General features: G+C 42.9%; 17 protein-coding genes. 6 read left to right on the top strand and 11 right to left on the bottom strand.

The features are described from left to right. Positions 1-206: 206 nt before the first annotated feature. Together plsY and CSV74_RS05165 are read left to right on the top strand one after the other, a co-directional pair. Positions 207-809, top strand: a complete 603-nt coding sequence (plsY, locus tag CSV74_RS05170; protein WP_029053801.1) for a glycerol-3-phosphate 1-O-acyltransferase PlsY — start codon at positions 207-209, stop codon at positions 807-809. 29 nt (positions 810-838) lie between these two features. Beyond that, entirely contained in the window at positions 839-1,132 is a 294-nt protein-coding gene (locus CSV74_RS05165; protein ID WP_099671005.1) for a HesB/YadR/YfhF family protein, read from the top strand. A 28-nt stretch (positions 1,133-1,160) separates the two neighbouring features. Here CSV74_RS05165 and CSV74_RS05160 read toward each other — a convergent pair whose 3' ends face one another. After that, positions 1,161-1,478 (bottom strand): hypothetical protein, encoded by a 318-nt coding sequence (locus CSV74_RS05160; protein ID WP_099690832.1) that lies wholly within the window; start codon positions 1,476-1,478, stop codon positions 1,161-1,163. Continuing rightward, positions 1,478-1,903, bottom strand: a complete 426-nt coding sequence (locus CSV74_RS05155; protein ID WP_099690831.1) for an acyl-CoA thioesterase — start codon at positions 1,901-1,903, stop codon at positions 1,478-1,480. The genes CSV74_RS05160 and CSV74_RS05155 overlap by 1 nt, the downstream gene beginning before the upstream one ends. Positions 1,904-2,057: 154 nt before the next feature. Here CSV74_RS05155 and CSV74_RS16475 point away from each other — a divergent pair, with 154 nt between their 5' ends. Next, positions 2,058-2,240 carry a hypothetical protein gene (locus tag CSV74_RS16475; RefSeq protein WP_143560742.1) on the top strand — a complete coding sequence of 61 codons (183 nt, stop codon included), beginning with the start codon at positions 2,058-2,060 and terminating at the stop codon, positions 2,238-2,240. A gap of 258 nt (positions 2,241-2,498) precedes the next feature. Here the strand turns inward: CSV74_RS16475 and acnA are convergent, their stop codons facing one another. Further along, entirely contained in the window at positions 2,499-5,213 is a 2,715-nt protein-coding gene (acnA, locus tag CSV74_RS05150) for an aconitate hydratase AcnA (RefSeq protein WP_099690830.1), read from the bottom strand. Positions 5,214-5,614: 401 nt separating this feature from the next. Here acnA and CSV74_RS05145 point away from each other — a divergent pair, with 401 nt between their 5' ends. Both CSV74_RS05145 and CSV74_RS05140 read left to right on the top strand, forming a co-directional pair. Continuing rightward, complete coding sequence (locus tag CSV74_RS05145) at positions 5,615-6,163, top strand: cysteine hydrolase family protein (protein ID WP_099690983.1); 549 nt, start codon at positions 5,615-5,617, stop codon at positions 6,161-6,163. Positions 6,164-6,293: 130 nt separating this feature from the next. After that, positions 6,294-6,548, top strand: a complete 255-nt coding sequence (locus tag CSV74_RS05140) for a GlsB/YeaQ/YmgE family stress response membrane protein (protein WP_029053795.1) — start codon at positions 6,294-6,296, stop codon at positions 6,546-6,548. A gap of 298 nt (positions 6,549-6,846) precedes the next feature. On the opposite strand, the gene CSV74_RS05135 is transcribed toward CSV74_RS05140, so the two are convergent. From CSV74_RS05135 to CSV74_RS05115, 5 genes are all read right to left on the bottom strand, one after another. Further along, positions 6,847-7,530, bottom strand: a complete 684-nt coding sequence (locus CSV74_RS05135) for a lytic transglycosylase domain-containing protein (protein ID WP_029053794.1) — start codon at positions 7,528-7,530, stop codon at positions 6,847-6,849. A gap of 20 nt (positions 7,531-7,550) precedes the next feature. Continuing rightward, a complete protein-coding gene (locus tag CSV74_RS05130; protein WP_099690829.1) occupies positions 7,551-8,141 on the bottom strand; it encodes an SCO family protein in 591 nt (196 codons plus the stop codon). Between the two features lie 119 nt (positions 8,142-8,260). Beyond that, a complete protein-coding gene (locus CSV74_RS05125; RefSeq protein ID WP_081657891.1) occupies positions 8,261-8,389 on the bottom strand; it encodes a YvrJ family protein in 129 nt (42 codons plus the stop codon). A 75-nt stretch (positions 8,390-8,464) separates the two neighbouring features. Further along, entirely contained in the window at positions 8,465-8,683 is a 219-nt protein-coding gene (locus CSV74_RS05120) for a DUF2922 domain-containing protein (RefSeq protein ID WP_099690828.1), read from the bottom strand. Between the two features lie 23 nt (positions 8,684-8,706). Continuing rightward, the gene (locus CSV74_RS05115) at positions 8,707-8,928 is read right to left on the bottom strand and encodes a DUF1659 domain-containing protein (RefSeq protein ID WP_099690827.1); all 222 of its coding nucleotides are present in this window, start codon (positions 8,926-8,928) and stop codon (positions 8,707-8,709) included. Between the two features lie 133 nt (positions 8,929-9,061). Between CSV74_RS05115 and CSV74_RS05110 the strand changes: the two genes are divergently transcribed. Further along, positions 9,062-9,472: a DUF2621 domain-containing protein gene (locus CSV74_RS05110; protein ID WP_037561795.1), complete on the top strand. Its 411-nt coding sequence runs from the start codon at positions 9,062-9,064 to the stop codon at positions 9,470-9,472. A gap of 496 nt (positions 9,473-9,968) precedes the next feature. Here the strand turns inward: CSV74_RS05110 and CSV74_RS05105 are convergent, their stop codons facing one another. The 3 genes from CSV74_RS05105 to CSV74_RS05095 are packed head-to-tail and all read right to left on the bottom strand — an operon-like array spanning position 9,969 to position 11,545. Continuing rightward, a complete protein-coding gene (locus tag CSV74_RS05105; protein WP_099690826.1) occupies positions 9,969-10,481 on the bottom strand; it encodes a CcdC family protein in 513 nt (170 codons plus the stop codon). Next, positions 10,474-10,803, bottom strand: a complete 330-nt coding sequence (locus CSV74_RS05100; protein WP_099690825.1) for a thioredoxin family protein — start codon at positions 10,801-10,803, stop codon at positions 10,474-10,476. The genes CSV74_RS05105 and CSV74_RS05100 overlap by 8 nt, the downstream gene beginning before the upstream one ends. Positions 10,804-10,834: 31 nt before the next feature. Continuing rightward, complete coding sequence (locus tag CSV74_RS05095; protein WP_099690824.1) at positions 10,835-11,545, bottom strand: cytochrome c biogenesis CcdA family protein; 711 nt, start codon at positions 11,543-11,545, stop codon at positions 10,835-10,837.

Here is an 11,545-nt window from a genome sequence, read left to right as displayed (position 1 = left end):
TCAACGTTTTGTTTCAGCTCAACCTATTGTATAGAAGAAATGTACGGATTGCAACGAGCAAACGATGACAACGCGCCGAACGATTTATGCGCAAATTCCTTTTTTCGCCTGTTCTTCATCTTCCTCTAGAATTCTATTATTGTCCAGAACTTATGCATCTGCTACACTAATAATAAAATCGTTTATCATGCATAAAGGGGTTCACTATGGAAAATTACGTTATCATTCTGGCAGCTTATTTACTTGGCTCCATCCCTTCCGCACTCTGGATCGGCAAGCTTTTTTATGGGACGGATGTTAGACAGCATGGCAGTGGAAACATGGGCGCGACAAATACATTTCGGGTACTTGGAAAAAAAGCTGGCATCGTTGTCACACTGTTGGACATCTTCAAAGGAACAGCAGCTGTCCTCTTACCGCTATTACCTTTCTTCCACGATACAGCGATTCATCCATTAATACTTGGAGTCGTCGCAGTTCTTGGGCACATCTTCCCTATTTTCGCAGGACTTAGGGGCGGAAAAGCCGTTGCGACTTCTGGCGGTGTATTACTTGGCTTTAATTGGCCGATTTTCTTATTGGTCGTCATTACGTTTTTAATTGCATTAAAACTAACGAAGATGGTATCGTTAACATCCATCATCGTGTCGGTCTTGGGACCACTATACTGTCTCATATATTACTTTATGGGTGGCGACCTGTATTTATTTTTAGTCGTCGCACTGATGGGCTTCTTCATTTTTTATCGCCATCGTGACAATATCAGTCGAATTAAAAATGGGACCGAGCCGAAAGTGAAATGGTTATAGGTTTATCCACTGGAAAGGATGTATAAAGCATGAATATTCACCTATCCGAACAAGCAATTCAATGGTTTGAAGAAGATATGGAAGTCGCTGCAGGCGATTATGTGAAATTTTTCGCACGTTATGGCGGATCGAGCCCGCTGCATGAAGGCTTTTCCATAGGGATTACGAAAGAAGAGCCAGATGAACTGGCAGTCGAAACCATTGTTAATGATGTGCATTATTACGTAGAAGAACGCGATGTCTGGTTCTTCGATGGACATGACTTGCATATTGATGTGGATACGTCAACGGAAGAGTTATCCTTTGACTATCAAGTAGCGTAAATGACAAATAAAATGGTAAGCACAACTCCTATAGAGAGTTATGCTTACCATTTTTTAATTGGGTTAATTGATGTAATTGCCCTTCTTGCGTTAAAATTTCCACTTGACGTTCGCCGAGCAGATCAAAATGTGGGTATTCCTCGCGTGCGTGGATCCATTCCGGTTGCAAACCATACTGTCTTCCCCACTGTATGAGCTTTTCCACATTACTACATCCCGCTTTCGTGACTGTATTTACTGTTGGAAACCGGTCGTCCAGCCAATAATGTGTCAAAAACGCAATTTCCTCACGTCGGACCGCATTTTTCCACTCTTTTAATTGCTGGCGATTGATTCCGAATGCCATCAGCTTTCGCCTCGCTGAATTTCCGTGTACAACGCGTCCCATTCTGGATGAATTTTGCGCAATGACACAGGACGGAAATTTTCTTTTTTGACTAGTACGTGCTCGGAAACCGCAGTTGCCGCAATCGATCCATCCGCATGCAAGATCTCATAGCCATAGACCGTACGTAGCTTGCCGTGCGACTCCACCCATGTTCTGACTGTAATAGTCTCACCATATGTAATCGACGCCTTATACTTCACTGACAGCTCTGTTACAGGCGCTAGGTAGCCATCACGTTCGAGCTGCGCATATTCGTATCCAAGGTCTTTGATCAACGCAGTGCGGCCGATTTCCATCCAAACTAAGTAGTTGGCATGGTAAACGACGCCCATCTGATCGGTTTCTGCGTATCGTACTTCGATTTCTTTTTCACTGGTAAACATGTCATCACCTCATCGTCTAGTATAGCGAATGGGAAAGTGGATTGCTTGTGATAGACATTATGATGGGGTCGAAATTATAGTTAGAGTCGCGTTTGGATTTGCGCGTTCTAGTTCAAAATGAGAAGAGAGGTGAGGCTATGAGCGGTTAGGGACTATGATAGAGCGATTGATAGTTGCTATAGAGCACTTAGGACGTCCTTATGAGCGGTTGCAAGTTGGGTATGAGCGGATACAGACTATGATAGAGCGGTTGATAGTTGCTATAGATCACTTAGGACATCCTTATGAGCGGTTGCAAGTCGGGTATGAGCGGATACAGACTATGATAGAGCGATAGATAGTTGCTATAGAGCACTTAGGACGTCCTTATGAGCGGTTGCAAGTCGGGTATGAGCGGATACAGACTGTGATAGAGCGGTTGCCCTTTATCATAGAGCGCTTCACGGTGACCATAGAGCGTTTACGCATGAACTATGAGCGCGTATACGAATTAATGAGCGCCTACGCGATGTTTTTCACTATTTCTTCGCTATTGTACTTGTAAAATACGCAAAAAAGATGCCCGGCAATGCCGGGCATCCTTATCTATTCCTTATTACTTTGCTGCTAATTTATTACGTAGAACCATTTGAAGGATTCCGCCGTGACGGTAGTAGTCCACTTCAACTTCAGAGTCGAAACGAGCTAGTACTTCAAATTCAGTTTCCTTGCCGTCTGGAGCTTTCGCTGTAACTTTAAGGATAGAACGTGGTTTTACGCCTTCAGCGATATTCACACTGATTTCTTCTTCACCAGTTAAGCCTAGAGACTCAACGTTTTCACCATTGATGAACTGAAGTGGAAGTACACCCATCATCACTAGGTTCGAACGGTGAATACGCTCGAAGCTTTCTACGATTACTGTCTTGATACCAAGCAAGTTCGTACCTTTTGCTGCCCAGTCACGTGAAGAGCCCATTCCGTAGTCTTTACCACCAAGGATAGCTAGACCCGTACCGTCTTGTTGATACTTCATAGCTGCATCATAGATCGGCATAACTTCTTTGTTTGGCCAGTACGTAGTGAATCCACCTTCAGTGCCAGCTGCAATTTGGTTACGAATACGAATGTTCGCAAACGTTCCGCGCATCATGACTTCGTGGTTACCACGACGTGAACCGTAAGAGTTGAAGTTACGTGGCTCTACGCCATTTTCACGCAAGTAGATTCCAGCAGGTGTGTTCAAACCGATCGCTCCAGCAGGTGAAATGTGGTCAGTCGTGATCGAATCACCGAACTTACCGATTACACGCAAGCCTTTAAGCTGCTCAATATCCGCAGGTTCTTTCGAAAGGTTTTCGAAGAACGGTGGGTTTTGAATATATGTTGAAGACTCATCGAAATCGTATAGAGAATCGTCAGTCGTTTCAATTGCGTTCCATGCTTCGTTTTCAGTGAATACGCGAGCATATTCTTTACGGAACAATTCAGGTGTAACCGTAGCGTTCAATACATCGTTAACTTCTTGTGTAGAAGGCCAGATGTCTTTGAAGAATACGTCATTACCGTCTTTGTCCGTTCCGATTGGATCTTTTGCGAAGTCAATGTTCACTGTTCCAGCTAGTGCGTATGCCACAACTAGTGGAGGTGAAGCCAAGTAGTTCGCTTTAACGAATGGGTGTACGCGGCCTTCAAAGTTACGGTTACCTGAAAGAACAGATGTAACTAGAAGATCTTCGTCACCGATTGTTTTTTCGATTTCTGGAAGCAATGGACCAGAGTTACCGATACATGTAGTACATCCGTAACCTACTGTGTTAAATCCAATTTGATCCATGTAATCAGATAGACCTGATTCGTTCAAGTAGCCAGTAACAACTTTTGAACCTGGTGCCAATGAAGTTTTAACGTATGCAGGAGGTGTAAGTCCTTTTTCAACAGCTTTCTTCGCAACCAATCCAGCCGCTAACATAACGTAAGGGTTAGATGTGTTTGTACAAGAAGTGATAGCTGCGATCGCAACGTCACCTGTTTTAAGCTCCACTTTACGTCCGTCTTCGAACTTAATTGTGCCTTTTTTCTCAAGCTCTTTTGGTGTTAAGCCAAAGCCTTGTGTTCCTTCTGGAGCTACAACTGCGTCTTTGAACGACTGTTGCATTTCAGTCAATGGAATCAAGTCTTGTGGACGTTTTGGACCTGAAAGGTTTGCAGCGATGTCGCTAAGGTTGATTTCTACAACTTTAGTGAATGTCGGCTCTTCCTTTTCAGGAGTGAAGAACATATCGTTTTCGATCAAGTATTGCTTCACTACTGCAATGTGCTCTTCGTCGCGGCCTGTTAAGCGCATATAGTTAAGTGACTCTTCGTCAACTGGGAAGAATCCACAAGTTGCACCGTATTCAGGTGCCATGTTTGCGATTGTCGCACGGTCAGCAAGTGGCAATTTAGAAACGCCAGGGCCGAAGAACTCAACAAATTTACCTACAACACCTTGTGCACGAAGGATTTGAGTTACTTTAAGCGCTAAGTCAGTTGCAGTTGTTCCGTCTGGAAGATCTCCAACCAATTTTACACCGATAACTTCTGGAATTGGGAAGTATGAAGGTTGTCCAAGCATTCCTGCTTCCGCTTCAATACCACCAACGCCCCATCCAAGTACGCCGATCCCGTTGATCATAGTTGTATGGGAGTCCGTTCCAACTAATGTATCAGGGTATGTTTCGAATGATCCATCTTCGTTTTCAACAGCGTGAACAACGTTTGCAAGATATTCAAGGTTTACTTGGTGAACGATACCCGTTGCAGGTGGTACTGCACGGTAGTTATCGTATGCTTTTTGTGCCCAGCTCAAGAACTGGTAACGCTCAGCATTACGTTCGAATTCAAGTTCCATGTTCAGTTGTAGAGCTTGTTGCGTACCATAGCTATCTACTTGTACTGAGTGGTCAATTACTAGATCCACTGGAATTTCAGGGTTGATCTCGTTTGGATCTCCACCTAGTTCGTTCATTGCAGAACGCAGTGAAGCCAAGTCCACTACAACAGGAACTCCTGTGAAGTCTTGTAGGATTACACGTGAAGGTTTGAATGGAACTTCAGCGTCTGCGTTTTGTACAGTGCCCCATTTAGCTAAATCTTCAACATGGTCGTCCTTGATTACGTATCCGTCGTGTTGACGAAGTACTGATTCTAGTAATACTCTTACGGAATAAGGAAGTTTCGATACTTTTGTTAGTCCTGCTTCTTCTAAAGCTTTCAAACGGTAGTAGTTATACGTCTTGTCGTTTACTGTAAAAGACTGACGGCTATTATGCAAATTGCTCTTTGCCATTTTTATGTTTCCTCCCTTTATGTACTGAAAGACGAAAAGTTTACATCTTTCCTCTATTCCATCTTAGTATATCAAAGAACAATAGTAAAATACATTTAATTTATAGGTATACATAAGAAAAGCTTATGACTATTCGAAATATCGTTAAGAATTCTCAATTAGTCATTTACATTCTCAAATAGCGCGAATTTCACTCGTAAATAGGCCGTTTATGACATTTATTGTATATCTTATCGGTAAGATAATTAATTAAAATATTTTATTTTTTATTATAATTTTATCTAAATGAATAAAGCTAAAGATGTCTTTACATTTGTTTAGACACCGAGCCGCCACTATGAGAAAATAAAGAAAAGGAGTTGTTCTATATGAAGAAAGCGTTACTCAAGGAGTTGTTCTATATGAAGAAAGCGTTACTCGTTGTAGATTATACAGTGGATTTTGTAGATAAGGAAGGAGCGTTGACTTGCGGCGAACCAGGTATCGCGCTAGAGGAGTATATCGTGGATCAGACAGCAGCTTATTTGAAACAACAACTGCCAGTATTCGTCATCAACGACCTGCATGAACAAAATGATCCATATCATCCTGAAAGCAAGCTATTCCCTCCTCACAATATTCGAGGCACGGAAGGCAGAAATCTTTATGGGAAACTGCACGATCTCTATACCGAACAGAACGAGGAAATGATCTGGATGGATAAAACACGTTACAGTGCATTCGCCGGAACAGACCTCGATATCCAATTGCGTGCACGCGGCATTACAGAAATTCATCTTATGGGTGTATGTACGGATATTTGCATTTTACATACTGCAGTCGATGCGTACAACCTCGGTTACACGATTGTCGTCCACGAAGGCGGTGTCGCAAGTTTCAATGCTGCAGGCCACGACTGGGCTCTCTCCCACTTCCAAAACACATTGGGCGCAACCGTTTTAGCCAAATAAAACGATACAAAAGTTCAGCAGGTATTTTTCCTGTCTGAACTTTTTTCGAAAAATGTTTGAGGTATTAAAAAGATGGTAATACCAATACTAAGCGAGAGCTACATAACAATTTGAAAAGGAGATGAGCAACATGAGCTTTTTATGGTTCTTAATTATCGGAGGTATTATTGGTTGGCTAGCTGGACTTATTTTAGGCAAAGATATTCCCGGCGGTATTATTGGTAACATCATTGCAGGTATTGTAGGTGCATGGATTGGTGGTGCACTATTAGGAGAATGGGGTCCACAGATCTCAAGTTTCTATTTCGTACCAGCGCTAATCGGTGCGATCGTACTTGTATTCATTGTGAGCTTGATTATGAAGAGTATGCGCAAAGCTTCATAAAACTAAACATCAAAACGTGAAGATGCCATTCGGTGATCTTCACGTTTTTTGTTTTGTAAATGAAGGTCTTGCAAGTTCGCTTTTTCGCTCATTAATTCGGCTAAGCGCTCATAGTTGATGTGTATCCGCTCTATCCTAGTTGGCAACCGCTCTATCAATGGTCCGTAAACGCTCATATTTTACATTAAGCGCTCTATCCCGACCTGCAACCGCTCAATCGCACCACTCTTGAACCTTCACCTTCAAATTTAAAGAAAATAAAAAACGTAGAGCCACCATATTCGGTGGACTCTACGTTTTATTTCTTCACTTGCTTCTCAGATGCTATGCGTTGCTCTTCGAACTCATTATAGTACCACAATACATCTTCCACATACTGATCGCTGTGATTATAAGTAAAAACAGCTTTCTGTATATCTCCGTCAGCTGCACCACTATCCGATAGATAATTGGCGGCGCTGAAGATGGCGTCTTCTATATCAAATGGATCTGCAATTCCGTCACCATTTGCATCGACACCGTAGCCGCCGTATTGCTCGATAACAGCAGGATCAATCTTGTCGCGTTCAGGAATATCTCCCTTGCCTAACTCCTTACAACCAGGATAATCCCAGCCAACGAATGTACACGGCATGAACTGCATCGGTCCTTCCGCTCCAACAGGCGAGACGTCAGTTTTCATTGTAGAGAACCTGGTCTCAATGCGGTGATGTGCTGCAAGCAATGTCCAAGGAATATTGTATTCTTTTGCTGCTTCGATATAAATCGGAATAAATTCCTGTGGTACGGCTTCTCCAGTTTTACGGTCTTGTATATGAAATAACGCCGTAGCAGTTTCTGTGATGGTGTCGTGTTTTCCGAAATTCACCCAAAGAATGGCGGAAATCGTAAAGAGTGTGACAGCAACAGGTACTAATAAAACCAAAAAAGCGACCATAACGCGTCCGGATCGACTCAGTCTCTTTTTCTTTAATTTCTTCATTGCCTCACCCCTTCTGTTGATTACTTGCCATCTTTGATGAGTGCTTTTATGTCTTTTACGATTGTATCATAGTCTACATCTTCGTTCCCACCATACAATTTTACTACTTCATTGTTTTGATTTACTAAGCCGAAAGAGACACCATGAATGACCTGATCGTCGTTAGGAATTTGTTTCACCAATTGTTTAAATGATGAAGCCGCTATTTTTTCAATCGTCTTCATATCGTATCCTGTCAGCATTTGCCATTTACTTTCATCCGGCGCGCTAAACATGTCGAGATACTTCGCAAGTTCTTCTGGTGTATCCACATCCGGATCTACACTGAATGACACGATGTTGTAATCCTCGATATTATTATCAATCAATTTTTCCTGCAACGTGACCATATTGCTCATCATTGGCGGACAAACGGTTGTACATTTCGTGAATACGAACTGCGCCAGCCATATGGAGCCTTTCAGGTCTTCATCGGTTACAGTTTCATTGTTTTGGTTAGTAAATTCAAATGAATCCACTTTGTATTTATGGTCCGGTTTAAAACCGCCACCACATGCACTCAACATCAGCACGAATATAAGTGTCAACGGTACCAAAAGCTTTTTATACATTTTCGATTCCTCCACCTTGTAATAGTTACTTTATCATAACGAAAGTTCACACCTCATACAAGGTGAAGGCGTCCCCCATTTTGGCTAAATCTTGTCCGAATCATGAAGTTCCTATGAAGTTATCTGTTTTTGATATCCGAGAGAACGCCATGAATCGCTTCTAACTTCACTTCCAAACGATGTAGTAGATAAAACGATACGAAGATCGGAAATCCGACATCTTGTATAAGCTGTAGCCAGTCCTCCATTGTTCACTCCTCCTCTCCAGTTTTCATTCAATGAAAAAGCCGGCTTCCAGTACGTGACTGAAAACCGGCCGCAACTTATCGACTGACGATGTTTTGTGTATCGCGTGCAACGATTCGTGCGCTTTTGATCGTTGCGAGTGGAGATTCTTCGACGCGGAAGATATTGTTTGCGATCACTTGCTGCATCACCGCCTCGACTTGCCCTTCCGTAAGGTCTTCATGCGGTTCATCCACCGTTAATTTCACCGGCTTATTCGCCGCGGTTAAAAATGTTAATTCTAATACTTTTGCCATATGCACTCTCCTCCTGTACGGTTTTAGTTATGAATATCTTCTGTTACAACTTTCTCGAGCTGAATAAACGGGTAGCTTGATAATGAAGCAAGTTGTGTCAAAGCGGTGTACATATTTGCTGGTGTTGCGTCATCATTGATGAATTTGTACGTTTTAATCTTGCGAATGAAGTGACCTTTCTCATTAACGCCTGCGTTAAAGTGGATCTTAGCCGTAGCCTGACTGAATTCTAGTGATGCTGCCATGTGTATCACCTCCTTTCATCCGCTATATAGATAGAAATCATGAAAAGGATACTTTGTTAGTGAAATATTTCTCAATTGCTTTTATAATGGAGGATAGAATGGAAGAGGTGAAAAAACCGTGCCAGACCTATTTATGTGGTTTATTATATTTTGGGGTATTGTGATGATCGGCTTATTCGCTATCGGTGGATTCTTTATGTTCCGGAAATTCCTCAAAGTATTGCCGAAAGAAGACGGAAAATCGACACTGGATTGGGAAGAGCATTACGTCAATGAGTCGTTGCATTTATGGAATGACGAGGCGAAGAGTATGCTCAACGAACTCGTTACGCCTGTGCCGGAGTTGTTCCGCGACGTGGCGAAGCAGAAGATCGGTGCCAAGATCGGTGAGATTGCGTTAGAAGACCGCGCCAAAACTATTGAGTTTGATCATATTATCAAAGGTTATATTCTGGCTACGCCAAAGCGCGACCATAACTTCTTGCGCAAGAAGCTTAATCAGATGGAAATTGATATTCAGCCGTATGAGCATTTATTTACTTGAATACCAAAACAGGATGTCTCCTAGTGAAGGGGGCATCCTGTTTTTTGCATGGTTTTAAGATTCAAGTCATTGCTATGTGAGGTAGGTTACATCACGGGATTACAACTACAGATGGGGGACGCTTTCCCGAGGGCCCGCGGTGAGCCAATCAGGTCGCAAGCTCCCTTTGATTGTCTCACCTGATCGGGCTGATCCTCCGGGAGTCGCCCCCATCTTCCGTTGCAATCCTTACGTTAAAAGTGGGATGGAGATAGATCGCTTGCTTGCAATTGTAGTTGAATTATTGTGGTATAACTTTTAGTATATTCCTACCTTTCATAAGTAACGATAAGCGTTAGATGCACATCTTTACACTAGCGAAATAGGTTAGCTCTCCGCCACGCGTCCCCTTCGAAGTGCCAATCGCCCCACGAACACCACCGCCCTCTACTTCCCTGCTCTGAACTTTTGCTTCTAAGATATAAAAAAGAGAGCCGCCACAAGGACAGCTCCCTTACTACATACTCTTCTCAAGCTTCTTATACTTCACCAACATACCGATTCGCCACGGTAGAATCATCGAGAACGCGAGGATGAAGAACATGCCCCCGAGCTCGCCGACGTCGATTGTGTTACTGAGTACGATCTTGCCGACCATGCGAATGACCAGCAAGCCGAGCAAGATGATCAGAAACGCCTTCGACTTTTTCATGTAAATCCTGTCGTTCTTCATCTCGAACGTTGTCGTATAAATCAAAAACGCAGAAAATAGTATACCGACGAGACTCGCCTCGAGCACTTGCGTCCATGGCACACGGAACTCGTCGAACAAAAACATTAACATCCCCGTCGACATGAACAATGGCGGTAAGATGATCTTCTTCGCCAGAATCGGCTTATTTGACGCCTTCGCTCGCATCGTATAGACAAACGTCGTCATCACTACGAAAATTACGGTCGAACCGATAATCAAGTAAATTGATGGAATACTTGTGAAGACATAATCTATCAGTTCTTGTATTTTATGCATCTGTGTTCCCCCACTGCACCAGCTCATCGAGGCGTTTTTTCAGGTCATTCATTGGAACAATCCGTGCGAAACGCGTCAACTCTTTCTGTTCGTTAAATAATAATACGACCGGCGCTGTAAAGAGTGACAATTGTCCAGCCATTTCCGGAACTTCCGCTGCGTTCACGCGGTAGAAGTCAAACGGATAATTGCTTTCAAGTGCCGCCACCTGCGGATAAAGTCCTTCGCAGACAGAGCAATTATTCGTCTTCACGAACAACAGAAACTGCGGCGTCTCATTCAATACATGCTGCCACTCGTCAAAAGAAGTAATTTCTTTCATCATACACCTCTTTTCTGCTTATCAGCTTACATTAAAAGCCTTGGAAGTCGCCAAAGATTGGGCTAAGCCAACTTGTGAAATAGACCATTCCGTTAAAGAACAGTATAATACCGAACACGATCATCAAGTAGCCGCCTACTTTCGTAATCTTCATACTGTGTCTGCGGATCCAGCCAATTCTTGTAATGAAGAATGACAAGAAGAAGAATGGAATCGCGAAACCAAGTACATAGAGCATCATATACAACATACTAGATGCCGGATTCGTCGCTGCTAGATAGATGATGGCACCGATGATCGGTCCCATACATGGCTGCCATCCAGCGGAAAAAGCTAGACCGATCAGCGCTGTACCGAAGTAACCCGCAGGACGATTCTTAAATTGTAGCTTTTTCTCTTGCATTAGAAATTCTGGTTTAAATAGTCCAATCGTCATCAGTCCGAAGATGATGATGAAAATCGCACCTACCTGACGAATCAAATCTTGATATTGCAAGAAGATGGATCCGATAAAGGACGTACTGAATCCTAAAATAATGAATACAATCGAGAATCCAAGTAAGAAGAACAGCGTGTGCAACATGCCTGCACGGTTCATTCCTTTTTTCTTATCTCCGAGTTCATCCAGTGACATGCCGGTGATATACGATATAAATGCCGGGTATAGTGGCAGTACGCATGGAGAAATAAAACTTAGGAAACCTGCTCCAAACGCAAAGAAAATATTAACATCCGTCCCCAA

It is taken from the genome of Sporosarcina sp. P19 (assembly GCF_002743165.1).
In the GTDB taxonomy this organism is placed as follows: Bacteria; Bacillota; Bacilli; order Bacillales_A; family Planococcaceae; genus Sporosarcina; species Sporosarcina ureae.
This window is presented reverse-complemented; position numbering and strand designations above follow the sequence as displayed.